This window comes from Nocardia sp. BSTN01 (assembly GCF_015354405.1).
Lineage (GTDB): Bacteria > Actinomycetota > Actinomycetes > Mycobacteriales > Mycobacteriaceae > Nocardia.
In genome coordinates, this window is record NZ_JADKYP010000019.1 from 39,402 (window position 1) to 65,175 (window position 25,774).

Consider the following 25,774-nt stretch of genomic DNA (forward strand, 5'->3'; position numbering starts at 1 on the left):
GTCGGGCTGGGTGGTAGCTATCTGACGGCGATCCGGAAATGCAGCGTGCCGTCGGGATCGACGCCCTGCAGTGCCTGGCTGATCAACGCGCTGACGTCGATATGGGGCGAGGAGTGGACGGCCTCGGTGAGTACCGGCTGCAAGGCGGGGCCCAGTGGCGCGACGGCCGGTCCGATCTTGTTCAGCAGTTCGGTCAGTTGCCCGAGGAACGGGACCAGTCCGTCGCCGGTGTAGTAGTTGTCCACGGGTTGTTTGTTCGACAGCACGGACCCGCCCTCGACGATCTTGATCAGCATGGTGCCGAACCGGCCGAGTTGCGGTCCGGCGGTTTCCAGGGAGGGCCCGAGCCAGTCCATGTTCCCGCCGACGGCCTGCATATCGGCGAACAGCTGCCGGATGGCGTCGGTGCGGCTCAGCAGGGTGGCCGCCAGCAGATCGGACGAGTGCTGCAGGGTGCGCATCGCCTGATCGGTCCCCGTCAGCGCGGTGTCGAAGGTGTCGACCAGTCGCGCCACCGTCTCCGGATGGAGCTGCTCGAGCAGTGTCACCGCCCGGGTCGACAGCGCAGTGATGTTCATCGGCAGATGCACCCGCTCGGTCGAGATCGTCTGCCCGTCACGCAGATACGGCCCACCCGGGCTCGTCGAGGCGAATTCGATATACGGTTCGCCGAGCGCCGACAGCTGTTCGATGTGGATGTCGCTGGTGGCCGGGATGTGGTACTTGTCGTCGATCCGCAGCCGGACGAGCACGCCGGAGGCTTGTTTGCGCACCGTCTCCGCCTTGCCGACCGCGACCCCATCGAACAGCACCGGCGAATTCGGCCCTAGCCCACCGGATTCGGCGAGCCGGAGATCGGCGGTGAAGGTGGACGTGCGCGGATCGAGGTGCAGCACACCCACCGTCATGTAGACGATGCCGAAGACGAGGACGGCGGCGATCGCTGTGAGCGAGACGATCGATCGGATTCTCATCGCACCGCTCCGATCATCCGTAGCGTGTCGACGATGCGGGTGGTCTGCTCCTCGGGGGGCATGCCGGGGGCCGGAGACGGCGATACCGTGACGCCGACCAGATCTATCTTCGGCCCGCGCTCGGCGAACGGAATGATCTGGGACTGCAGCAGATTCGTCAGTTTCGCCGAATTGGACGGAGAGCCGGTGTCGAGCGGCGCACTGCCGAACAGCATCGGCACCACCGCGCGCGCGGCGGCCGTGGTCGAATCCAGCACCGGCCCCAGCCAGGTCGTCGACGGCGCGAACGGGCCGAGGGCGGTGAGGACGAAGACGACGCCGATTTCGGCACGGATCACATCGGTGGTGTGCTGCACCCCGTCCGGGGTGAGCAGGGGATCCCACGTCGAGGTGTGATCGAGCAGGCCCTCGTCGACCGTGGCTTGGATGCCGCTGACCAGCTGGTGAATCGAATCGGTATGGACGGCAAGGTCGTTCAGGTCCGAACCGAGCACGTCGGAGATCCGCGCGGTCACCGCCGGATCCGCGGGCATGATCCCGTTCACGGTGTGCACGATGTTCTGGATGTCGTGCACCGCGCCGCTGCCGACGAAGGTGGCCAGCTGGGCGAGGATATCCTCGATGGGCAGTTGCGGGCGCGTGTCGGCGATCGGGATCGTCGCGTCCGGGCGGATCTCGCCGGCCGTGGGGTGGGCCGGTTCTGTGAGCGCGATGTGGACGTCGCCGAGTGGTGTGGCCTGCCGCAACTGGGCGGTGGTGCCGACCGGTAGCCGGACCGAGGTGCGGATGGCGACATCGGCGATCACATAGCCTTTGCGCCCGGCGGCCGTGCCGGTGGGCGGCGCCAGGTCGACGACGGTGATGTGGGTGAGCTGCCCGATCCGCACCCCGTTCGCGATGACCTTGGCGCCCTGCGGGAGATTGAGGACATCGGCGAATTCGATGTGCAGACGGTAGGTCGGTCCGCCGACGCCGGTGCCGGGCACCGGGATGTCGGCGGGCTGGAAACCGCAGGCCGTGGCCGATGCGGCGAGGGAGGTGGCGACCAGCGCGCCGGCGCAGATCCGGCGCAGGTTCGCGGTGCGTCGTGTCATTTCGCGCTCACCGCCGACAGGAGTACCGGCAGGGCCGGCACGGTCACCGCGCCGTCGCCGGCGGTTCCGCACTGCTGTCCCGCGACCGCCCGCAGCGCCGCGCAGATCTGGTCGGTCTGCTGTGGAGGCAGCGCCAGTTTCGGTGGCGCGTACCCGATGGTGAACTCGCCGCTGACCGGATCGACCGCATCGGTGAAGCCGGTGGCGAGAGCCGGGGTCATGCGGATGATCTCGGCGAGCGAGCCGACTCCCGAGGCGATGAGCTTCGACAGACCGGGGATGGTGTTCAGCGCGCGCAGTGCGGGGGAGCCGAGCTTCATGACCACCTCGTTGAGTTCCGGGAGCAGCCCGGCGAGTGCGGTCACCAGATCGGCCACGGGCGGGAAGGCGAGGGTATTGATATCGGAGAACGTCTCGGTCAGCCGCGGCACGATGTTCTCCAGTTCCGGCCATCCGTTGCGGGCGCGATGGGCCAGTGCGGCCAGATCGTCCATGAGCTGACCGAGATGTCCGATCGCCGCGTCGGGCGAGGCGAGCGCCCGGCTCAGTTGCTCGATGAGCGCGTTGAGCTGCGCTCCGGTACCGGATGTCGCCCGGTCGAGGGCGTCGAGGCCGTCACCGACGGCGGTGCGCTGTGCGGGATCTGCGGACGCGTTCAACTGATCGGAGAGTTTCGCCAGGGCGTCGAAGGTTTCCGACATGCTCTTGGGTGTCAGGGTTTTGGTGATGCATCGGCCCGGATCCCAACCGGCTCCGGCGGGTTCGGCGCCGATGAGTGCCAGAGTGCGATCGGCCAGGATGGTGTGGCTCACGGTCACCGCGCCGACGTCCGGCGGGAGCGTGCGGTCGGCGCGCACCGTGAACCGCACCTTGGCCGCACCGTGGTCGGGTTCGATGGCGGTGACCTTGCCCACCTGAACGCCCATGACGGTGACCGCGCTGTCGGTGTAGAGGCCGATGCTGTCGGGCATTTCCGCGCAGTAGCTGCGCATCGCCGGTTCCGATCCGGTCATCTTCACGCCGAATCCCGCGGCCAGCACGAGCACCAGCACGACCGCGGCCGACATCAGGCCGCGCGATCCGAGCATCTTCGTCAGCATCAGCATCCCCCTCCGGGAACCGGAACGCAGATACCGGTGATCGTGGCGGCGGACTGGTCGACGCTCACCCCGCCGCCTGGCTGGACCAGCGGCGTCAGGCGCTGCTCGAAGGTGTGCAGCGAGTCGAGCAGGGCGCCCATACGATCGCCGAGTTCCCGCAGTTTCGGAATCGCGTCGACGAGCGGCTGCGCCTGATCGCGCAGCGAGTCGTCCCAGATCCGGCCGAGCGGGACCAGCTTCTGCACCAGCTGGGCCAGGCCGTGCAGCGCCCAGCTGAGCTGTTCCCGATTGTCGGCGACGACGTTCTCGAGGGTGCCGAAGGTCCGCATCAGGGTGACGAGCGTGTCGGAATTCTTGTTCAGCGCCGTCAGATATTCGTCGGTCAGCGCCAGCGTGTGCGAGACGTCCGCGTTCTGCCGGTCCATGATGGCGACGATGTCGGCGACCGCGCGCCCGGCGTGCCGGAGCGCGTCCGGACTCTTGTCGATCGCGCCGGTCAGCGCGGCGAGGTCGCGGCGGATGGCGTCGCCGTCGGTCCGCCGCACGGGCTCGACCGCGTCCTGGAACGCCTGGGTGAGGTTGTAGGGCAGCATGACGCGCTGCGCGGGAATGACGGTGTGGCCCAACGGGTTCGATCCAGCCGGCTGTACGGCCAGATAGTAGCCGCCGACGAGGGTCAGCATCCGCACCGCCAGGGTGGTCTGATCTCCGATGGCGACGCCGTCCTTCACGGTGAAGGTCATCCGCACCCGGTCGGGCAGGAGCCGCAGCGCTGTCACCTTGCCGACCGGAATTCCCGCGATCCGGACGTCGTCGCCGGTGCGTATCGAACCGGCCTCGGCGATATCCGCGGAATACGTACGCTCCGGGGTGGTTCCGACGACATCGATGACGCCGATGGCGGCGACCAGCACGAGGACGGCGACGATTCCGCCTATGCCCCAGCGCAATTGGGTGCCGCGTTCGTCGCGGCCGGTGAAGATCGCGCGGCGGGCGGTGCGCGCGGCGGCGGCGATCGACGAGGGGGTGATTACCGGTGACATAGCGTGATCCTCTGTCCGGCGATCAGGACGGCCAGCGGTGCGGGCGCCGCCGCGATGCCGTGCGAGCAGGTCATATTCGCGTCGGGTCCGGTCGGCGGAACGGTCGACGCCAGGGTCTGGATCAATCCCGGGAGCCGTCCCAGCACGTCGGCGGCCTGGCGCGGGTTGGGAAGGACCCGATGCAGGAGCGCGTCCAGGTCGCGGTTCTTCTCGCCCGTGACACCCAGGACATCCAGCAGGTCCAGCAGCGGGCGCAACATCGGCGGAATTTCCATCGCGAATTGCACCAGGCCGGGCAATTTGTCGGTGATGGTGACGAACAGTTCGGTCAGATTCGTCATCAACTGCATGGCGTTTCCGGACTTTCCGGCCATATGCGCGGAAACCTGGGCGAAATTGTTCACCAGGATCGACAGCACCTGTGCGCGGTCCGACGCGTACCGACTCAGCGTGTCGATGGCCTCGAGCGCCGGCCCGATGCCGTTGCCGTCGCCCTGAACGACGGCGAGCATACTGCTCGCGAACCGGTTCAGATCGTCGGGTGACAGCTGCGCCAGCACCGGCTGCAGCCCGTTGAACAATGTGGTGATGTCGAAGGCCGGAATCGTCTGCGCCGTATCGAAGGCCGACGCCGGCGCGCGGCGGGCGCCGGGGCGATCCGGCTGCCGGATCTCCAGGTACCGGAAGCCGGTGAGGTTCTGATATCGCACCGCCACACGGGTTTCGGTGTAGAGCGGGTGGCCCTGTGTCACCGTGAAACGCACGCGCGCCAGGGCCCCGTCCAGTTCGACGCTGCGCACCTTTCCGACCTGTACCCCGTAGAGCCGGACATCGTCGCCGGTCCGCAGTCCGTTCGCATCGGTGAACATCGCGGTATAGGTGTCGGTGTCACCGTCGACCGGGCGCTCGATCAGCCGGAACACTCCGGCCAGCACGACGACCATGGCCAGGACGGACAGGGTGACGCGAATCCACAACGCACGTGTCGACACTCAGTTCCCTCCTGCGCCGGTCCGGTGGGACAGCAGCGCCGCCAGCGGCGTTGCCAAACCCGGAACGGTGGTGAGGTCGACGCGCGCGTTCAGCACCGGCCCTGCCGGCGAGTCGTGGAAGCCGGCGCCGAGACGGTCGAGCAGCTCACGTAATTCGGTCTCCGATCGCTGTGGGTCGGAGACCGAACCGGCGATCTGGTCGAGCATCGTGACGGCGATCGGCAGCAGGCCCCCGAAGTTTCGCTGCGCGGTGTAGAGGGTTTCCGTTGCCACCGGGAGCATTTCGTTCTGAACCCGGTTGAACATCTCCGAGAAGCGATCGACGTTCTCCTTCGTCGCGAGCTGCTGGTTCGTCAGATCCGCGTGCAACAGTTCGGCCGCGCCGGCGAGCAGTGCCGGTACGCCGTGCAGCGCCGAGCCGAACTGGCCGAGCACCAGTGACGGGGGGAGTTGCTGGGTTTCGGTGAACGAGCGAGCGGTCGTGCCGATCGCCTGCAGCAACGGGGTGAAGGCGCCGATGTCGTGCGAGGTCGTGCGCAGCACCTCGGTGAGTTTCGGGGTCAGCACGTCGTCGGTGAGCCGGCCCGTGGATTCCAGCAGCGCGGCGAGGGTGGCATCGCGCACCCGATCGGCGTCGCGATCGCTGAGGTCCACGGTCGAGCCGTCCCGCAACGGTGTGCCGCCGGTGATCGGATTCAGTTGCAGCGCAGTGATTCCGAAGAGATTGCCGGGCGCGTAGTCGACGGTCAGTGCGTCGGTCAGTCCGAACAGCTGCGAGCGGCGCAGAGCCAATGCGACGCGCTGACGGCCGGCTCCGGCCATGGCGACCGCGGCGACCGACCCGACCCGCACACCGTCGAGCCGGACATCGGTTCCGGGGCCGACGCCCTCGCCGACCTGTGCGGTGACGAGGTCGACGCGGATATCGTCGGCCGGTCGGCTGTCGGGCAGCAGCCGCCAGCCGACAACGATCACCGCGGCGAGGGCGACCGCCCCGATGCCGAGGATCCGGGCGCGGCGGGGCCCGACCTCGGTGCCGGGCAGGGCATAAGGAGGCATGGGGTCATCCGGTGAACGTGATGGGGGACTGGAATCCCCAGAGGACGATGGTGGTGAGCATGTCGAGCGCGATGATCGAGACGAGGCTGGCCCGGATCGCGCGCCCCGAGCCGATGCCGACGCCCTCCGGGCCGCCGGTCGCGAAAAAGCCTTGGTAACAGTGGATCAGGACAACGGCGACGGCGAAGACCATGACCTTGATCGTCGCGGCGATGACGTCCCAGCCCAGGACGAACTGATCGAAATAGTGGTTGTAGGTACCGGCCGGTGTGCCGTGGATGGTGGTGACGATCAGCGCGCAGGACAGGTAGCTGAGAATCAGGGCGACCACGAAAGCCGGTGCCACTGCGATGATTCCGGCGATGACACGGGTGGTCACCACGAACGGCACCGACCGCACGCCGAGCGATTCGAGCGCGTCGATCTCCTCGGAGATGCGCATCGACCCGATCTCCGCGGTCATCCGGCAGCCGGCCTGCGCCGCGAAGCCGACACCCGCCGCGATCGGCGCCAATTCCCGGGTCACCCCGAACGCGGAGATCAGGCCGCTGAGCTGGCCCAGTGAGAGCAGGTTGAGTGCGCTGAACGCCTCGATGCCGATGGAGGCGCCCATCGCCGCCCCGAGCAGCAACATCAGCGGGACCACGCCGCCGCCGATGATGACCGAGCCGCGGCCCCACGTCATATCGGTGATCACCACGACCGTCTGGCGCCGGTAGTGCCGCAGTGTGTACGGCAGCGACGACACCACCTGCCAGCCGAATCCGAGCACGAAGCCGATCGATTCGAACGGCCGCAGCGGATGGGCGCGGCGCCCGAGGCGATGCACCCACCGCAGGCCCGCGGGCGCGTACGGGGTCGCGGTCATCAGGCCATCCTCACCGGGAAGAACATGGTGACCACCTGCGTGATCGCGGTGTTGAGCACGGTGACCGCGGCGATCGACATGACGACGGCCGCGTTCACGCCGTCGGCCACCCCGCGCGGGCCGCCTCCGGCTTCGAGTCCGCGCTGGCAGGCGATGATCACCACCAGGAAGCCGAAGATCAGCGCCTTGATCAGTGACACCCAGATGTCGAGGGTGGTGGTGAAGGCGCCGAAGGACTGCCAGTAACTGCCGGGCGTCACCCCGAGCGCGGCGACCGCGACGGCGAATCCGGAGGCGATGCCGACCGCGATGATCAGGATGTTGAGCAGGGGAGCGACCAGCATCATCGCCGCGATGCGCGGCACGACCAGGCGCTGCACCGGATCGATGCCCATGACCCGCATGGCATCGACCTCTTCGCGCACGGTCCGCGCGCCCAGATCGGAGGCGATGGCCGCCGATCCGGCGCCGCCGAGCATCATCGCGGCCGCCATCGGTGCGCCCTGTTTGATCACCCCCAGCCCGCCGGCCGCGCCGATCATCGAATCCGCCCCGAGTTGCGACACGATATTGCCGACCTGGGTGGAGACGATGACGCCGAACGGAATCGCCATCAGCACACTGGGAATCGCGGTGACCTTGATCAGAAACCATGCCTGCGTGAGGGTTTCGCGCGTCTGAAAGCGCATCCGCACCGCATCGCCGAGGCCTACCCCGATCGCGTGGGAGCCCATCTGCAGCGCTCGGCCGAGCGTGGCCAGACTCGACAGCACCGTGTCGGAGAAGTTCCGGCGCAGGACCTGCGTCGCCCTGGGTTCCCGTCCCCCGAGGTGTACATCCAGATCAGTGGTCGACATCGAACCTCCGTCCGCCGAACCATGCGGCAGAACGTACCATATGATCTGGACCACATTCCAGACACCAATCCAGATGGGTGCTCTGATCTGTGGGCAAGGGTCGGCGATCCGTGCGGGAAGGGGAAAACCGCGTGCTGTCCAGGCGGTTTCAGTGCAGGGGCACCCAGCCCGGCCACTGCCGCGGACCTTCGTCGCCGCGGATGCAGGCCAGCCGCCACCGCGCCTGGTCGCGGTGAACCGGGTCCGCGACGGCGGCGCGGACCGCGTCCATCGTCATCCGGAACTCGAGGATGTCGCGCAGCAGGAAGAACCCCGGCCACCGGATGACGTCCAGATGGTAGGTATTGCAGAACCGGGCGTACTGCGCGCTGCTGATCCAGCCCAGTGAGGCGTAGGCGATCGCGGTCGGCACCAGATCCCATTCCGGCGGGCCGATCGACAGGTTCTCCAGATTCAGCATCAGCACGTCGTCGTCGACGGTGGCGGCGAAATCGCGGCCCCATGCCTCGCCGTGGATGACGCACCACTGCATCCCGTTCGGCAGATCCGCCCACCGCCCGCGCAATTCGGTGAGATGGTCGCGCAGCCAGCGGCGGTCCTCACCGGTGAACAGATCGGCGGTATCGATCAATTCGGCGATTCCGCGAAAGGGCTGCAACTGGCCGAGGGTGAACGTCGTCGGCGGCGCCAGGCTGTGCAGCCGGAGCAGCGCCGCGGCCATATCGTCGACGGCGCCGTGGTGGTACAGCGGCGGAACCTGCCAGAAGGTCACCGTCCGGCCCTGTATCTCGAGCGGTTGACGTACGTCGGGCGCGGAGCGCAGCGCGGCGACACCGGATGTGGTGAGCCAGCGGGCGGCCTCGATCTCCCGGCGCGCCTCGGGGCGATGATCCGGGTGGCTGATGCGCACCACGACCCCACTGGGCAACCGGTAACCGGTGCCGGCACCGAACCACACCTCCTGTGCGCCCACCGCTTCCATGCCGGCGCTCAGACATGCGGCGCGCAGAACGGACAGATTCCCGTTTCCAGCCAACTGTGTGGTCATGCGCATACTCGAGTTTCTGCCGAATCCCTCATCCTTGCCCTCATTGTGATCGATCGGCGGACCGTCCGTCGCGAATTCGAGCAACGTCGTGGTTACCGATTGCTGAGGTCGAGATCACGTTCGCCCGGTCGGAGACTGCCTCACATTCCTGTTAGGGTTTCTAACCGGAGATTCACTCCACTTCCGTCTCGTGGGGAGGAAACCACCCGTGGCGCGCGTCAAATCCCGCCCGCACTACAACGTCGTCTTCGCGGTGCTACTGCTCGGCATCTCGGCGTACGCATTGCTGCAGTCGATGGTCGTGCCGGTACTGGCCTTGCTGATTCCGGCCCTGCACACCACACAGAGCACCGCGACCTGGCTGATGACCGGCTATCTGCTCTCGGCCTCGGTGGCGACACCGATTCTCGGGCGGATCGGCGACAAGGTCGGCAAGGAACGCATGCTCGTCGTCACCCTGGTCGCGCTGACGATCGGCTCGCTGATCGCGGCGCTGACCGAATCGGTCGGCGTGATGATCGTGGCGCGGGTGATCCAGGGCCTGGGCGGCGGCGTGATCCCGTTGGCGTTCGGCATCATTCGCGACGAATTCCCGGCGAAGAAACTGCACGGCGCGGTGGGCATCGCCTCCTCGCTGATCGCCGTCGGATCCGGGCTGGGCCTGGTGCTCGCCGGCCCGATCGTCGAGCATCTCAACTACCACTGGCTGTTCTGGGTGCCGATGATCATCACCGCGATCGCGGCGGTGGCCGCGATCATGTTCGTGCCGGAGTCGCCGGTGCGCAGTCCGGGCAATATCAATTGGGGCGCGGCGATTCTGCTGTCGGCCTGGCTGGTGGCGCTGCTGCTGGCGGTGAGCAAGGGCCCGTCGTGGGGCTGGGGCTCGGCGCTGACGCTGGGTCTGTTCGCGCTGGCCGTGCTGGCGGCGGCCGCCTGGATCGTGGTCGAGCTGAAATCGACCACACCGCTGATCGATATGCGCACGATGCGGATTCCGGCCGTGTGGACGACGAATCTGGTGGCCGTGCTGACCGGCGCCGGAATGTACGCGATGATGACCTTCCTGCCGCAGCTGCTGCAAACACCGAAATCGGTGGCGGGATACGGCCTGAGCGCCAGCATAACCCAATCCGGGCTGTACATGCTGCCGATGTCGGTAGCGATGTTCGTGATCGGCCTGTCGATCGGGCCGCTGGCGGCGCGCATCGGCCCCAAGGCGATCGTGCTGATCGGCAGCGTCATCGCCGTTCCGGCGTTCGTGATGCTCGCGGTCGGACACGACCACGGCTGGGAGATCTATCTGGCCGGTGCGCTGCTGGGTATCGGTATCGGACTGGCCTTCTCGTCGATGCCGGCCATCATCGTCGCCGCGGTGCCGCCCGCTCAGACCGGTGCCGCCACCGGGATGAACGCCAACGTCCGCACCGTCGGCGGTGCGATCGGCAGCGCGGTCTCGGCCGTGCTGCTGACCTCGGGCGCCGCCACCGCGCACGGTCTGCCCGCGGATTCCGGATATTCCCGGGTCTTCTGGTTCCTGGCCGGGGTGTCCGTGCTCGCCGCGCTGGCGGCCCTGATCATTCCGTCGGTGCGCGCGCACGCGCCGCAGGCCGCCGCGGAGGAATCGGTCCTCGCGGAGCAGCCGGAATTCTCCAAACCGGAACTCGTCGCCGCGCACGAGGCTAATGCGGTGGTCGCCGGAATCGCCGGTCTGTCGGCGCCGCAGGCGGTGGATATGGCCGGCGACGACCGGGCGATCGGCGGCAGCATCCGCCGGGAGAACGGCGGTCCGGTGCCGGATGTGGCATTGACGCTGATCGACCAACGCGGACACCAGGTTTCGCGCGCCACGGGCGCATCCGACGGAAGTTACCGCCTCCCCGCCCCGGCACCCGGCAGTTATGTGCTGATCGCTTCCGCCGCCGCGCATCGCCCGGTCGCCGTCACCGTCGTCGTCGGCGCGGTGGCCCAGACCGTGGATCTGACGCTGCCGAGTTCCGGTGAGCTCACCGGGACCGTCCGCCGCGCCGGCGATGGGAAACCCGTTGCGGGAGCGACGGTTACGCTCACCGATCCGCGCGGGGAGGTGATCGGGGCGGCGGTCACCGGTGGCGACGGCGGCTACCGCTGCGGCGGCGTCGCGTCGGGCACCCACACCCTCGTCGTGGTCGCCGATCGGATGCACCCCACCGCCGTCACGCTCACCATCCCCGACAGCGGACTGCTGCACCACGATGTCGACCTGGAACCGATGGCGACCTTGGCCGGAGCCGTGGAAGCACACGGCAAGGCCGTCGCCAACGCGGAGGTGACCGTCCTGGACGCGAGTGGTGACCGGATCTCCACCGCCCGCACCGACGACAACGGCCGTTATGTGGTCTCCGACCTCCCGGCCGGTCACTACACCGTGGTGGCGCGCGGATATCCCTCGGTGAGCAGCACCGTCACCGTCGGCGCGGGCCGGATCACCCACGACGTGGAGCTCGGCTACGACGAGTCGGCCTCCGTGGGCTGCGGCTGAATCAGGCCTCGATCTGCGGGTGCAGCCGGTTCACCGACCACACTCGTCGTCTGCGGACGACGAGTGTGGTCGCCCCCAGGATGAGGACGAGGAATCCGGCCGGCACGACCAGGTCGCGGACGAGGTTGCCGGTGAGTCCGCCGGAGATGCCGACGCGCAGACCGTCGACGACCGCTCGGTGACGATATCGCCGACGCGCAGTTCGTCGTCGAGGCCGACCGCCGGCTCCGCCCGCGCCATCCGCCCGGCCGGCGCCGGCAGCAGCGAGGTGCGCCCGGATCCCGAGCGCCCGGCAACGACACCGAGCTGTCCGGCCGCGAGTTCCACCGACACTCCGGCGAACGCGCATCCCCGTGCTCCGCGAGCCGTGATGCCGCGCGCGATGATCTCTACACCGTGGAAAGCCATGGGGCCGAGACCAACCCGTGCGCCCCGGTCCCCGTCCGCAGCGACATCCCGCCGTTCAGCCCAGCACCACGAACAGCACCACGATGACGATCAGCACGATGACCATGGTGACCACCAGCAGGATCGGGCTCTTGCGGTTGGTGACCGGCGAGTCGCTCAGCGAGACGTCCTCGCGCTCGGGATTCGCGGGCCGGTTCTGGTCGTCGAACCGTTCGGACATCGAGCACCTCCGGATCTGCGGGCGGTCGCTGCGTAATACCCGGGCGGTGCGTCGGCAAACTCGCCGCTAGTCGCCGACCTTCGGCCCCGGGATACGGGTGTGCACGGTGAGCAGCAGGTGGTCGAAGGCGGTGATGGTTTCCGGCGCCGGTGGTGCGACCAGGGGAAGTTCCTCGATGATCTGGGCGGCGAGGTCGCGCAGTTTGGTGTTGGTCTCCTGCGACCGCCACGCCAGCACCTTGAAGGCCTGCCGGGCGTTGATGCGGTACATGCGCATCAGCACGCCCTTGGCCTGTTCGATCACCGCGCGGTTCTCGATCACGTCGGGCAGGGTGGCCGAGAGGGTTTCGCGCTCGTTCTCGGCCAGGGTGTCGGTGAGGTCGATGTAGAAGCCGGCCGTGGCGGCGACCTGCCCGGCGTCGTCGTAGATCCGGTCGGCGACGACCATCACGTTGTGCACGCCGCCCGTGGTGTCGACGAACCGATGTCTGCTGGAGAAGGATTCACCCAGCTCGATGGCCCGAGCGATGGTCTTGGCGACCTCTTCGCGGTCGTCCGGATGTTTGTGCGCGAGCAGCAGTTCCGTGGTCGGGACGACGCCGCCGGGGGCATACCCGTGCATCCGGTACACCTCCTCCGACCATTCCCAGCGGCGGGTGGCGAACCAGAACCGGAACGATCCCACCTGCGGCATCCGGCCGGCGGGGACCGGGGTGGTCTCAGGTGTCGCGTTGTCGCGAATCGGGTCGTCGGTTCTATGCACAAGCATCATTATGTTCGCCCGGCAGAACCGCTGCCGTGGTTCGAACGCACAGTGGACTGAACCGTTCGTTTTCCGTCCTGAGGCTGCCCTGTCTCGGAAATATGCCCCGGTGCAGTGCTCAGCCGGCGAGGGCCGCGCCGGGTGAGCGTCCGTAGTGGCGGCGGTAGAGCGCGGCGAAGCGACCGGGATGGCCGAAACCCCACGTGGTGGCAATGGCCGCGACGCTGTCGCCGTCGTCGGCACTGCCCGCGATCAGGTCTTCGTGGGCTCCCCGCAGCCGCATGCGCTTCAGATATGCGGTCGGCGTGGTGTCGAGGTGCCGGCGGAAGGCGATCTGCAGCGCCCGCACGGTCACATAGGCCGCCGCGGCGATATCGACGACGGAGATGTCCTCGCGGATATGGGCCTCCATATAGGCCACCGCGCGCCGCACGGTCAGCGGATGCGCGTCCCTGCGATCGACGGGCGTCGCCTCGAGGCCCGCCGTGTTCGGAAAGGCGTACAGCACGGTCGCGGCGAGATACTGCGATGCCGTGGCCGCCACCAGCGGCGGCACCTCACCGTCGTAGGAGGCGGCGAGTTGTTGCATATGTGAGAGCACCGCGGTGAGCCGATGGCCCGCCTCCGGGGTGACGGTGCGGTGGCTCGCGAGCGCGACCTGGTCGGTATCGGGCCGATCGGCCGAGGCGACCCGGTTCAGCAGCGCCGGGTCGAACATCGTGATCGTGTAGCGGGCCTGATGGATGACGCCGGAATACGGCAGCTCCGGCGGGGTCAGAATGCCGACCTCACCCGGCCCGAACGTATCGGTGCCCACATCGACGTAGTTCTCCTCGACCCAGCCGGATTCGACACCGACCAGGCAGACCTTGTGCAACGGATCGGCGTCGTAGCTCATGTCGAAGCCGAGTTCGAGCCGGTCCAGACTCACCCCGCCCAGCATGTCGCGCGCGATCCGGCTGCGGACCGGGACCTCGGTGGCGTTGCCGATCTCCATGGTCGTGTAGTTCCGATTCAGGAACTGCTCGGTGGCAGCCAAGCTGTCGCTGTCGAACTCTACTGTCATCGGTGGGTGATCCTCCGCTGTGCCACTGCCGCCGCTCCGGGCACTGTCGCCTGGTCCAGCCCGCGCCGTGCGGACTTCGAAGCCTACTTGTCCATAGTGTGGCGGCGGCCCGCGTCGTGTCAGCCGGTGGTGACATGATTCTCGAGGCGGTAACGAATACGCGCCGGAAACGATCAGAGAAGGGACGCCAGCGGGCTGCGGTCCAGGTCACGGCGCAGGTGCGCGACGTCGTCACAGACGAACGCCGCGCCGTCGGCCTCCAATTCGCCGCGGGAGATGCCGCCGCTCAGGACACCGATCGCCGCCACGCCGAGTTTCGTGCAGGCGCGCATGTCCCAGACCGTATCGCCGACGAACACCGCGCGCCGCGGCGTGACACCGGCCCGGTCGAGGGCCACCTGGACGATGGTCGGATCCGGTTTGGCCGTCTCCACGTCTTCGGCGCCGGTTACCGCGTACAACACCGACTCGCTGTCGAGCAGGTCGCGCAGCCGGGCCAATTCGTCCGGCGGCGCCGACGTGGCGAGGACGACGCGCAGGCCCGCGTCGTGCAGATGGCGCAGAATCTCGCGGGCGCCGGGCAGCAGAGTGAGTTCGACGGCGCGCTCGAGGTAGTAGCTGCTGTGCAGGTCGCTGGCGGTATCGGCGGTCTCGCTGTCGAGTTCGGGGGCGAGGGTGCGCAGCAGTTCGTCGCCGTCCATGCCGATACTGCGGTGGATCCGCCAGATCGGAACGTCCGCGTCGACCTCGCGGAAGGCCCGATGCCAGGTCACGGCGTGCAGATAGTTGGAGTCGACGAGCGTGCCGTCGATATCGAAGAGGACGGCTGCGGGTTCGGGCACGGCATCTCCTTCTGGTACGAGCCTGCACGACGCGCCATTCGAGAGCAGACGCCACTGTACCGAGCGGATGACGGTGCGGCGGCGAACATCCCCGCCGGAGTCGCCATACGTTCACTGTCGACGCATCACGAACCCGTCGGCTCGACGATCGAGGAAGGCGGTGTCTTCGGTGGGACCACGTGATTCGCCCAGATCGTCCCGCGCCGGCGGTGTATCAGGCATGGATCGCGCCGGCGGCCCGCACGCGGTGTCACCGGGTGCCGGCCGCCGCCGCGGGCGTGTTCTCCGTGCGCACGAACGACTCTGTCCGGTCGCCGTTTTCGTGTTCCCCGGCCGTCACCGGAACGCGGCGCAACCAGCGCGGTGCCCACCAGCAGACGTCGCCGAGCAGGCGCATCGTCGCCGGAACCAGCAGCACCCGCAGAATCGTGGCGTCGATGAGCAGGGCGGCGACCATGCCGAAGGCGATGTACTGCATCATCACCAGATCCGAGAGCGCGAAGGCGCCGGTGACGACAAGCAGGACCAGGGCGGCGGCGGTGATGATGCGCCCGGTGTGGGCGACACCGGCGCGAATCGCCGCGCGGGTGGACGCGCCCGCGGCCCGCGCCTCGACCATGCGTGAGAGCAGGAATATCTCGTAGTCGGTGGACAACCCATAGATGACCGACACGATCACCACCAGCACCAGTGCCATGATCGGCTGTGAGGTGAAGCCGAGCGGCCCGGCGCCGTGCCCGTCGATGAAGATCCAGGTGAGGATTCCGACCGTGGACCCGAGCCCGAGCAGATTCAACGCGGCCGCCTTCAACGGCAGCACCAGTGAGCGGAAACTCCATGCCATCAGGGCGGTGGTGGCGAGGAAGACGAGGGCGACCACCAGTGGTATCCGGTCGACGAGTGCGTCGATACTGTCCTTCTCGATGGCGGGCTGACCGCCGACGAGCAGGGTGGTGCCCTTCGGCAGTGGTATCGAGCGCAGGTAATCGATCGCCGCATCCTTGTCGGCCGTGGACGTGAGCACCGTCTGCGTGGTGAACACGCTGGACTGCGCGGGCCGCTGCAGCCAGGCCGGGAAGGGCGCCGCGAGACCCGGGGCGTGGCCGGCCTCGGCGAGTACGGTCTCCTTGGCGACGGGGTCGTAGGTGATCAGCACCAGATCGATCGGGTTGATGCGGCGCAGCGGGAAGATCGCGTCGAAGTGCTGCTGCGCCAGTCGGGTCGGATGATTCGGTGGCAGGAAGCGTTCGTTGATGGCGCCGAAGGCCAGGTCCCGGATCGGCGCGATCAGCACCAGCAGTCCGATGATCACCGAAACCGCCACGAACAGCGGCCTTGTCATCACGCGGTCGGCGATCCGTCCCCAGAGATTGTCCGGAACCCGGCCCGGCGGTGTGGTCCGGCGGAACCAGGACACGCCGAAGCGGTCCACCCGGTGGCCGAGCACCGCCAGCATCGCGGGCAGCAAGGTGATCGAAGTGAACGCGGCCAGCGAGATGGTGATGATGGCGCCGTAGGCGAACGAACGCAGAAAGCCCTGCGGGAACGCCAGAATTGCGGCGGCGGCCACGGCCACGATGGTGGCCGAGAACACCACGGTGTGGCCCGCGGTCGCCACGGAACGCCGCACCGCGTCGTCGACGTCACGACCGTCGGCGAGTTCGTCGCGGAACCGGCTCAGCACGAACAGCCCGTAATCGATGGCCAACCCCAGCCCGACCATCGAAACCACCGGCGAGACGAAGGAATTGACCTCGGTGACGGTGGTCAGCAGCCGGATGAGGCCCCAGGCGCCGAGCACGGTGAGCCCGCCGACGATCAACGGCAGCGCCGCGGCCACCACCCCGCCGAAGAGGAAGAACAGCAGCACCGCCACCGCGGGAATCGCGAACAGCTCCATGCGCTGCTGATCGTGGGCCATGGTGTCGTTCAGCGCGCCGACCACCGCCTGCCCGCCGGCGACCTCCATATCGACGCCGGGAACGTCGAAGGCGTGCGCGACGGCTCGGAAGTTGCGCATCTGCTCGGTGGGGTTGTCGCCGTGGATGGCGATGGAGGCGAAGGCGTGCTGACGGTCCGCGGAGCCGAACATATCCGGAAGCGCCACACCCGTTGTGGTGGGCCAATATGCGGCGTTTACGCGATCGATTTGCTGGGGGAACCGCTTCGGCAGACTGTCGAGGCTCGCGACGATCGGCGCGGCGAAGGCCGGATCGTCGATCGTCGTTCCGGGCGGGGCGTGATACAGCACGACCACATCGGCGCTGTGGTCGCGTCCGAAGATCTCCTCGTGCACGTGCGCGGCTCGCACCGATTCCGAGGACGGATCGTCCCAGCCGCTGGAGCTCAGATGTTCGCCGAGGCCGAGCCCGTACCAGCCGAGGGCGAGCAGGCCGGCCACCAGCACGCCGATCACCGTGAACCGCCGGCGCAGCACGAGATCGGCCCAGTGATTCGATTCGGCGGACAAATGCCGGCTCCCAACTGTTTGCGCGGATCGGTTCGGCTGTCGTTTCGCGACGCTCGTCGCGAGACCGGGCCTGCGGTTTCGGCGGAATTTCCGGAAATTAACCGCCGCGTTGTCGTGGGGACGGCCGACAGCTGCCCCGGGGAAATGAGCGTTCGAGGAAAGATAGGACGCTTTGCGCGCGAACTCGGCCGGCGTACAGCGATTTTCCGACGGATCATAATCGCGGTGCGCCAGTCTTGTGAGCGGTGAGCAAAGCCCGCTGTCAGGCCAGGCTGTAGCGCCGAAATTGTACCGAATATCGTTGCGTCCTAATGGTTTCAGAGACCGATCGGTCGGCGTGGAACATTTCGGGACGACGGCTGGGCGGGTTCACAAAATCGCCCCACGCGGTTGGTTGGAGGGTCCAAAAGTGGAGTGAATCTCTTCCATCTCCGATCACGGTCAATAGCGTGGGCGCCATCGGTCAATGCCCAGGACCGCAGAGAGACGAGTGAGTCGCCGAGACCAGCCGGTGGGCTCTGAACGCGAGACCGGAGGATATTCGTGTCGGATATTGCAATTGTGGGTATCGGCTGTCGATTCGCGGGCGGAATCGACTCGCCCGAGACATTCTGGGACTTCGTGGTCGACAAGCGCGACGGCGTGGTCGAGATGCCGGCGGATCGATGGGACTACCGCAGGTACTACGACCCCGAACCCCGCACCCCGGGCCGCAGCTACACCAAGCGCGGCGCCTTCATGACCGCCGACCCGTGGCAGTTCGACCCCGACTTCTTCGGGATCTCCCCGCGCGAGGCGACGGTGCTGGACCCGCAGCAACGCCTCATGCTGGAGGTCACGTGGGAGGCGCTCGACGACGCCGGGATGGCCGGGCGCGCGGCCGGTTCCTCGGTCGGTGTGTACGTAGGCGGATTCGTGGTCGACCAGTCCGTGATCGGCGTGGTCGGGCCGGCCCTGTTCCACACCGATATGCACACCCCGGCGAGCGCGTCCTACACGATGCTGTCGAATCGAATCGCCTACGCGCTCAATCTGGTCGGGCCCGCGCTCACCGTCGACACCGCCTGCTCGTCGTCGCTGGTCGCGTTCCATCTGGCCTGCCAGGCCCTGGACAACGACGACTGCCGGGTGGCCCTGGCGGGCGGCGTGAACGTGATGCTGCAGCCGGAAACCTTCGTGCTGATGTGCAAGGGCGGCTTCCTCGCCGCCGACGGCCGCTGCAAATCCTTCGACGCCTCCGCCGACGGATACGGCCGCGGCGAGGGCGCCGGCATGGTGGTGCTGAAGAAGCTCGACGACGCCGTGCGCGACGGCGACCGCATCTACGCGGTGGTCAAGGCCACCGGTTCGAATCAGGACGGGCGCACCACCGCCATCACGGTGCCGAATGTCGACTCCCAGGAGGCGCTGGCCCGCACCGTCTGCGAACGTTCGGGCCTGGCGCCGCAGTCGATCACCTACCTCGAGGCGCACGGCACCGGAACCCTCGTCGGCGACCCGGTCGAATTGCGCGCGCTCGGAAAGGTTTTCGGCGCACCCACCGGACGCGCCGAATCGGTCGGCGTGGGGTCGGTGAAGGCGACGATCGGCCACACCGAGGCCGCCGCCGGAGTCGCCGGCGTGATCAAGGCCGCGCTCGCCATCAAGCACCGCACCCTGCCTCCGCAGGGCTGGCTGGACAAGCAGAATCCCGACATCCCCTTCGAGGAACTGGGCCTGCACGTGCAGACCGAGGTGCAACCACTGCCCGCCGATGCCGGCCCGATGTCGGTGGCGGTCAACGGTTTCGGCTACGGCGGAACCAACGCGCACGCGATTCTGCAGGAGTACGTCGGTCCCGCACCGGAATCCGCCGGACCGCATCGGCATCTCGGCATTCTGCCCATCTCGGCTCGCAGCACGGCCGCGGCCCGAGCGCTGGCCGGACGATTCGCCGATCTGATCACCGCGGGCGCCGACCCCGATCATCTCGCCGAGGCGGCATGGACGCGGATGGCGCACCACGCCTTCCGCACGGGCGTGCTGATCGGTGATTCCACCGGGGAACTGGTGCGAGAGCTGCGCGGCTACGCGGCGGGCGAGGGGCGCGACGCCTCGCGCACCATCGTCTCGCGTGCGCCCGAACCGGTGTTCGTGTTCTCCGGAATGGGCCCCCAGCACTGGCGCATGGGGCGGGAACTGCTCGCGGCCGGTGGCGTGTTCGCCGACTCCGCGGCCGAGATCGATGCCGAGTTCCAGGCCGTCGCGGGCTGGTCGATCGTCGACGAACTGCGCAAGCCGGAGGACGAATCGCGGGTCAGCAGTACCGAAGTCGCGCAACCGGCCAACTTCCTCGTCCAGGTCGGCCTCGTGCGCGAGCTGGAGCAGTACGGCATCACCCCGGCCGCCATCGTGGGCCACAGTGTGGGCGAGGTGTCGGCGGCGTATGTCAGCGGCATGCTGTCGCTGCGCGACGCCGTGCGCGTGGCCTACCATCGCGCTCGCCTGCAGGCGACCACCGCAGGTACCGGCGGCATGCTCGCGGTGGGGCTGCCGAAGGACAAGGCCCTCGAACTGATCGGCGACGAGCCGGGTATCGATATCGCGGCGGTCAACAGTCCCAGCGCCGTCACCCTCTCCGGCGATGCCGAACGGCTGGACCTGCTGGCCGAAAAGCTCACCGAGGACGGAGTTTTCGCGCGTCGCCTGCGAGTCGAGGTGCCCTATCACAGCCGCCTGATGGAACCGATCGAGACCGAATTGCGTTCGGTGCTGGCCGATCTCGCGCCGAAGACGCCGACCGTGCCGCTGTATTCGACGGTGACCGGTATGCGGGTCTCCGAGGCCGATTGGGACGCGTCCTACTGGTGGTCGAATGTGCGGCAGCCGGTCCGATTCTTCGATGCCGTCGGCGCCCTGGTCGGCGCGGGTCACCGGATCTTCCTCGAGGTCGGCCCGCATCCGGTGCTCTCGGGCAATATTCGCGAAGCCCTGCTCGGCGCCGATGTGCAGGGAACGACGGTGCCGACGCTGGACCGCGAACAATCCGACGCCGACAGTCTGCGCCGCACCCTGATCGGCCTGCACGCCGCGGGCGTCCTCGACCGCGATCTGCTGTTCCCGTCCGACCGCCCGGCCACCCCGCATCTGCCGCTGCCGCGCTATCCGTGGCAGCGCACCCGCCTGCACTCCGCGCTGCCGCTGTTCGAACAGGCCCGCCTCGGCACGCCCGGCGGCTACGCCATGCTCGGCGATCCCGATGTCGAAGGCCGGCCGGAATGGCTGCTGCAGGTCGGCACCGAATTGCTGCCGTGGCTGTCGGATCACGTGGTCAATGGCATCAAGATCATGCCCGGCGCCGCGTATCTGGACGCGGCCCTGAGTGCCACCAAGTCACGGATCGGCTCGGAACAGGTCGCGCTGGAGGGCGTTCGGTTCGTCGCGCCGCTGATCATGGGCGCCCCGGATGTGCCGCTGGTGGCGCTGAGTATCGAGGAGGCCAGCGGCCGGTTCCTCATCCGCTCGCGCAGTGCCACCGGCACCGCGTGGACGGTGCACGCCTCCGGGCGCACCCTCACCGGCAGCCACGAGCAGACCACGGTCGCCGTTCCGGAGATCGAGGTCGGCATCGACGTCGACCCCGCGATGTTCTACACCGGCCTCGCCGCGGCCGGACTGCAGTACGGGCCGTCGTTCCGGCGGGTCACCTCGGTGCGCGTCGGCCGGGATGTGGTGGTGGCGACCGTCGACGGCGCGATCGCCGCGGATTCCGGCCATCTGGCGCATCCGGCGGTCGTGGACGCCGCCATGCAGTGTGCGGCCATGCTGTTCGCCGACGAACGCATCGACGAGGGTGTGATGGTTCCGGTCGGCGTCGGCGCGGTGCGGTTGCTCGCGGCCTTGCCCGAGACGGTGACGGTGGTCGCCCGGCGCGATCCGAACGCTCGGCTGCGTGCCGATGTGGATCTGCTCGACGCCGACCACCGATTGGTCGTCCGCCTCTCGGGCCTGCAGATCGGCGCGCTGCGGCCCGGCGACGATCCGCTGCACCGGATGGCCGACTTCTACTACACCGAGACCTTCGAAGAACGCGATCCGATCGATCCGGCCGCGCTGACCGAGGCCGGCTCGGTGCGTACCGTGGTGGTCCGCCTGGGCGAGACCGCCCGCGCCGACCGGTTGGTGGCCGCGCTGGCGGATTCCCGTCTGCACGTGGTGGATTCGACCGGCCCCGAACTGGAGTCCGAGCTCGTCGAGCAGTTGCGCGCGGCCCGTGACGAGCCGGCTCGGCGGTTGCACATCTGTGTGGTGGCCGGTGCGGTCGCCGACGACGTGGCCGACTTGTGGACGCTCAAGCGCATCGCGGTGGCGATCGCCGACTTCGTCGAACCGCCCAGCGAAAACGGCACGCCGCAAACGATTTTCGGTGACGGCCTGGTGCACTGCACGCTGGTCACCGAATCGGCCCTCGCCCTGCCCGGCAGTCCCGTCCCGCCCGATACCGGACAGGCCGCGCTGGCCGGCGCCCGGCGCGTGCTGCTCAACGAGCAGACCGCCCTGCGGTGGCGGCTCGTCGACACCGAACCCGACACCCCGATCGCCGATCTCGTGGCGGAGCTGGCGGTGCCCGGTGCCTTCTCCCTCGACAACAGCGACGAGGTGCTACTGCGCGACGGTAAACGCTGGGCGACGGTGATCGCCAAACCGCTGCCCGAACGCCTGGAAGCCTTGGAAACCTCGGCGCCGCTGACCGATCCGGAGGCCAACTTCGAACTCGACATGCCGCGTACCCGGCTGCTGTCGGCACTGGCGTGGCGGGAATGCCCGCGGGTGGCGCCGGGCCCCGGCGAGATCGAGATCCGCATGCAGGTCATCGGATTGAACTACAAGGATCCGCTGAAGGTCATCGGGCTGCTCGGCGAACGCGAGCTCGCACCGACGTATTTCGGCACCGTGCCCGGTATGGAGGGTGTCGGCACCGTGGTGCGGATCGGCCCGGGCGTCGAGGGCGTGAAAGAGGGCGATCTGGTCGGTGTGGCCGCCAAGGGCATGATGCGCCGTTTCGCGGTCGTGGACCGGCAGCTCGCGGTCGTCCTGCCCGAGGGCACCGATCCCGGGCACTGCACCAGCATCATCGCCTTCGGCACCGCCGAATACGCCCTGCTGGATCTGGCCCGGCTGGAACCGGGGGAGACGGTGCTCGTGCACGGCGCGGCCGGTGGCGTCGGCACCGCCGCGATCCAGGTGGCCAAGGCTCGCGGCGCCACCATCATCGGCACCGCCAGCACCCCGGAGCGGCGCGCGCACGTGCTCGCGATGGGCGCGGACTACGCGGTGAATTCACGCTCGCTGAACTTCGTCGACGAGGTCGCCGCGATCACCGGTGGCGCGGGCGCGGATGTGATCGTCAGCAGCGCACCCGGTGAGATTCTGCGCCAGAACTTCAACGCCGCAGCCGAATTCGGCCGCATCGTCGAGGTCGGCAAGGCCGACATCTACACCGGCGGGCTGCTGGAACTGGCCAATTTCGACAAGAATCTGTCGTACTTCTCGATGGATCTGGACCGCCTCGTCAAGGTGAAGCCACAACGGCTCGCGGCGCTGCTGCAACGAGTGTTCGAGAAGGTCACCGAGGGCACCTACCGCCCCCTGCCGTATCACATGTTCGACACCGCCGACGTGAGCAAGGCGTTCGAGGAGACGCTGCGCTCCTCGCGGCCGGCGCGTATCGCGCTGCGCATGGACGCACCCGAACCGCCGGTGCGCCCGTATCTGCCCGATGTCGAAATCAAAGATACCGCAACGTATCTGATCACCGGTGGCTTCGGTGGTTTCGGACTGGCGATCGGCCGGTGGCTGACCTTGCGCGGTGCGCGTCGGCTGGTGCTGGCCGGGCGGCGGGGCGCGACCACGGAGGAGGCGCGGCGTCAGCTCGAGGCGTGGCGCGCGATCGGGATCGAGATCGTCGAGGAACTGCTCGACGTGACCGACCCCGGCGCGGTCGCCGATGCCGTCGCGCGCATCCACACCGCGGACCGTCCGCTGCGCGGGGTGTTCCACGCCGCGGGCGCGGTCGCGGACAACAACCTCGCCAAGATGGAACGCGGCCAACTCGAACAGGTCTATCTGCCGAAGGTGCTGGGCGCGCGGATCGTGCACCGGGCCGTCGCCGAGGCGGGCATCGACCTCGACATGTTCGTGCTGTGCTCCTCGGGCGGATCGATGTACGGCATCTACGGGCAATACAGTTACTGCGCGGCCAATGTCGCGGTCGAATCGCTGGCGCTGCGCTGGTCGGCCGCGGGCGAGCGGGCGTTGTGCGTCGGCTGGGGTCACCTCTCCGGGGCCGGCGGTATGGCGGCGAACGAGACCTCCGAGAAATATCTCGACCTGGTCGGATTCGGCCCGATCGATATGGGCGACGCCACCGCCTACCTGGAGCAGACCCTGCGCCTGGGCGCGACCCGGGTCGCGGTCATCCCGACCGACTGGGCCAAACTCACCGGCACCTTCCCGCAGCTGGCTCGCACCGGTCGCACCGCCGCACTGGCCCGGGCCTCGGCGAAGGACACCTCCGAGCTGGCCCGGCTGCGCGAGGAGCTGGCCGCGATGGAGGAATCCAAGCGCGGACCGCATATCGCGCGGCTGATGGCCGGTGAACTGGCCGTCGTCATGGGCGTGGACGTCGACACCATCGATATGACGATTCCGGTGCCGGAGCTCGGCCTGGATTCGCTGATGGCGGTCGAACTCGGCGCCCGGGTCACCAAGACGCTCGGCATCGACCTGATGTCGCTGCAGATGGGCCGCTCGTTCAGCCTGGAACAGGCCGGGCCGAAGGTGGCCGAACTGATCCTGGCGCACGAACCCGGTGGCGCCCAACCGGATCCGGCGGCCCTGGCCGCGGCGGTGGACGGCGCCGCTCCGAACGGCTCCCGGCCCGCGGCCGAGCCGAACGGCCACGACGCGCCGGCCGGTGCGGTCGCGGAGATGGCGGGGGTCAGCTGATGGCCCGCCGTTTCGCTGTCCGCCGGTGGAAGTGAGTAGTGTAACCGTGGTCGATTTCGGACTCATCGACGAATGGTCACCGCCGCCGGGGCGGATGCTCACCTGGGGCGCGTCACCGGAAGCGGTGGCGCGGGCCCGGACCGCCCCGGTGCATCCGGCGCCACCGTCGCTGCAACAGGAACAGTATCTGCGCCAAGCGGATCGGCACGCCGCCGCCGACTTCCGTTTCTCCGGACTGTGCCTGGCCACCGCGCAGATCCCGACCGGTGGCCTGGACCGGGAGGCGATGACGCGGATCGTCAACACCTTCCTGTTGCGTCACGACACCTTCCGGACCTGGTTCGACATCGGCGCCGACGGCACCGTGCGGCGGCATCTGGTGCCCGAGGACGTGGTGGACTTCATTCCGATCGACTACGGGTGGATCGACTATCCGGCCGCGATCCGTCAGCACGTCGAGAAGACGACTCCCGATCCGTTCCAGTGGGATTGCTTCACCTTCGGCGCCATCGAACACGGTGACGCGACCACGGTCTACCTCGCCGTCGATCACCTGCACACCGACGGGCTCGGGCAGTACCTGTCCGCGTCCGATTTCGCACAGCTGTATCTGTCCGAACTGAGCGGCGAGGCCGAACCGCTGCCACCGGCGGCGAGCTATCTGGACTACTGCGTCACCGAGCGCGGCTACAGCGATATGCTGACGCTGTCCTCGCCGGGCGTGCAGAAGTGGTTACAGTTGTTGCGCGGCAACGACAATCGGCTGCCGTCGTTTCCGCTCGACCTCGGCAAGCGCTCGGACGGTTACAACCGCAGCGCCCACCGCACGGTCACCCTGCTCGACGAACACCAGGCGCTGGCCTTCGAAGAGATCTGCCGGGCCAACGACGCGGAATTCGTGGGCGGAGTCTTCGCGGCCGCGGCTGTAGCAGAACGCGATCTCACCGATTCCGACTACTACTTCGGAATGACTCCCGTGAGTACCAGAACCTCTGCGGCGGAGGGCAATTCGGTCGGCTGGTACGTGACGCTGGTGCCGGTGGCCTTCCCGCTGGGCCCCGGCACCCCCGTCACCCGCACCCTGAAGCTGGCCCAGCGCGCCTACGAGAACGGGCTCCGCCTGGCGCCCACCTCGTTCCATCGGGTGCTGGAACTGCTGCCCGCCGACTCCGAGATCAAGGCCGAACCCGGCTGGGTGACACCGATGATCTCGTTCATCGACGCCCGCGACTTTCTCGGCCACGAATTCTTCGACGAGGTGACGGCCGGCGTCTACGCCAACCGCGCCGCCTCGGAGGAGGCGCTGATCTGGGTCAACCGGCTGCCGTCGGGGACGACACTGAGCGTCATCTACCCCGACACCGCGGTCGCCCACGAATCGGTCGAGCGCTACATCGCGGCGATGCGCACGGTTTTCGCGTCGATCATCGATCGCGGCGCGGAAACGCATTGAACTACAGGAGGTT

Annotated in this window: 18 protein-coding genes; 3 read left to right on the plus strand and 15 right to left on the minus strand. The window is 68.2% G+C overall.

Annotated features, from left to right (window positions below; genetic code table 11):
• Window positions 1-17 precede the first annotated feature (17 nt).
• The 9 genes from IRT45_RS17580 to IRT45_RS17620 all read right to left on the minus strand — a co-directional run bounded on the left by IRT45_RS17580 (window position 18) and on the right by IRT45_RS17620 (window position 9,035).
• Window positions 18-974 carry an MlaD family protein gene (locus tag IRT45_RS17580; protein WP_194806930.1) on the minus strand — a complete coding sequence of 319 codons (957 nt, stop codon included), beginning with the start codon at window positions 972-974 and terminating at the stop codon, window positions 18-20.
• Window positions 971-2,068, minus strand: a complete 1,098-nt coding sequence (locus IRT45_RS17585; RefSeq protein WP_194806931.1) for an MlaD family protein — start codon at window positions 2,066-2,068, stop codon at window positions 971-973. Before IRT45_RS17585 ends, IRT45_RS17580 begins: the two co-directional genes overlap by 4 nt.
• The gene (locus IRT45_RS17590) at window positions 2,065-3,168 is read right to left on the minus strand and encodes an MlaD family protein (RefSeq protein ID WP_228534519.1); all 1,104 of its coding nucleotides are present in this window, start codon (window positions 3,166-3,168) and stop codon (window positions 2,065-2,067) included. Before IRT45_RS17590 ends, IRT45_RS17585 begins: the two co-directional genes overlap by 4 nt.
• The gene (locus IRT45_RS17595; RefSeq protein ID WP_194806933.1) at window positions 3,168-4,211 is read right to left on the minus strand and encodes an MlaD family protein; all 1,044 of its coding nucleotides are present in this window, start codon (window positions 4,209-4,211) and stop codon (window positions 3,168-3,170) included. Before IRT45_RS17595 ends, IRT45_RS17590 begins: the two co-directional genes overlap by 1 nt.
• Window positions 4,199-5,203 (minus strand): MlaD family protein, encoded by a 1,005-nt coding sequence (locus IRT45_RS17600; RefSeq protein ID WP_194806934.1) that lies wholly within the window; start codon window positions 5,201-5,203, stop codon window positions 4,199-4,201. The genes IRT45_RS17595 and IRT45_RS17600 overlap by 13 nt, the downstream gene beginning before the upstream one ends.
• Window positions 5,204-6,262 (minus strand): hypothetical protein, encoded by a 1,059-nt coding sequence (locus tag IRT45_RS17605; protein WP_194806935.1) that lies wholly within the window; start codon window positions 6,260-6,262, stop codon window positions 5,204-5,206. It abuts the gene before it with no gap.
• 4 nt (window positions 6,263-6,266) lie between these two features.
• The gene (locus IRT45_RS17610) at window positions 6,267-7,130 is read right to left on the minus strand and encodes an ABC transporter permease (RefSeq protein ID WP_194806936.1); all 864 of its coding nucleotides are present in this window, start codon (window positions 7,128-7,130) and stop codon (window positions 6,267-6,269) included.
• Complete coding sequence (locus IRT45_RS17615; RefSeq protein ID WP_063008397.1) at window positions 7,130-7,987, minus strand: ABC transporter permease; 858 nt, start codon at window positions 7,985-7,987, stop codon at window positions 7,130-7,132. Before IRT45_RS17615 ends, IRT45_RS17610 begins: the two co-directional genes overlap by 1 nt.
• A gap of 148 nt (window positions 7,988-8,135) precedes the next feature.
• A complete protein-coding gene (locus tag IRT45_RS17620) occupies window positions 8,136-9,035 on the minus strand; it encodes a phosphotransferase family protein (RefSeq protein WP_194806937.1) in 900 nt (299 codons plus the stop codon).
• 208 nt (window positions 9,036-9,243) lie between these two features.
• On the opposite strand from IRT45_RS17620, the gene IRT45_RS17625 reads away from it, so the two are divergent.
• Entirely contained in the window at window positions 9,244-11,553 is a 2,310-nt protein-coding gene (locus IRT45_RS17625; protein ID WP_194806938.1) for an MFS transporter, read from the plus strand.
• 30 nt (window positions 11,554-11,583) lie between these two features.
• On the opposite strand, the gene IRT45_RS17630 is transcribed toward IRT45_RS17625, so the two are convergent.
• The 6 genes from IRT45_RS17630 to IRT45_RS17655 all read right to left on the minus strand — a co-directional run bounded on the left by IRT45_RS17630 (window position 11,584) and on the right by IRT45_RS17655 (window position 17,321).
• Window positions 11,584-11,961 carry a hypothetical protein gene (locus IRT45_RS17630; protein WP_194806939.1) on the minus strand — a complete coding sequence of 126 codons (378 nt, stop codon included), beginning with the start codon at window positions 11,959-11,961 and terminating at the stop codon, window positions 11,584-11,586.
• Window positions 11,962-12,016: 55 nt separating this feature from the next.
• On the minus strand, window positions 12,017-12,181 hold the full coding sequence (locus IRT45_RS17635) for a hypothetical protein (RefSeq protein ID WP_194806940.1): 165 nt from the start codon (window positions 12,179-12,181) through the stop codon (window positions 12,017-12,019).
• A gap of 66 nt (window positions 12,182-12,247) precedes the next feature.
• Window positions 12,248-12,874, minus strand: a complete 627-nt coding sequence (locus tag IRT45_RS17640; protein ID WP_228534534.1) for a PAS and ANTAR domain-containing protein — start codon at window positions 12,872-12,874, stop codon at window positions 12,248-12,250.
• A 187-nt stretch (window positions 12,875-13,061) separates the two neighbouring features.
• Window positions 13,062-14,009 (minus strand): AraC family transcriptional regulator, encoded by a 948-nt coding sequence (locus IRT45_RS17645; RefSeq protein WP_194806942.1) that lies wholly within the window; start codon window positions 14,007-14,009, stop codon window positions 13,062-13,064.
• 173 nt (window positions 14,010-14,182) lie between these two features.
• Window positions 14,183-14,851: an HAD family hydrolase gene (locus tag IRT45_RS17650; RefSeq protein WP_194806943.1), complete on the minus strand. Its 669-nt coding sequence runs from the start codon at window positions 14,849-14,851 to the stop codon at window positions 14,183-14,185.
• A gap of 250 nt (window positions 14,852-15,101) precedes the next feature.
• Window positions 15,102-17,321 carry an MMPL family transporter gene (locus IRT45_RS17655; protein WP_194806944.1) on the minus strand — a complete coding sequence of 740 codons (2,220 nt, stop codon included), beginning with the start codon at window positions 17,319-17,321 and terminating at the stop codon, window positions 15,102-15,104.
• Window positions 17,322-17,864: 543 nt separating this feature from the next.
• On the opposite strand from IRT45_RS17655, the gene IRT45_RS17660 reads away from it, so the two are divergent.
• Complete coding sequence (locus IRT45_RS17660) at window positions 17,865-24,308, plus strand: type I polyketide synthase (RefSeq protein WP_194806945.1); 6,444 nt, start codon at window positions 17,865-17,867, stop codon at window positions 24,306-24,308.
• A 31-nt stretch (window positions 24,309-24,339) separates the two neighbouring features.
• Window positions 24,340-25,761, plus strand: coding sequence for a condensation domain-containing protein (locus tag IRT45_RS17665; RefSeq protein WP_309241026.1), 1,422 nt, complete (start codon window positions 24,340-24,342; stop codon window positions 25,759-25,761).
• Window positions 25,762-25,774 lie beyond the last annotated feature (13 nt).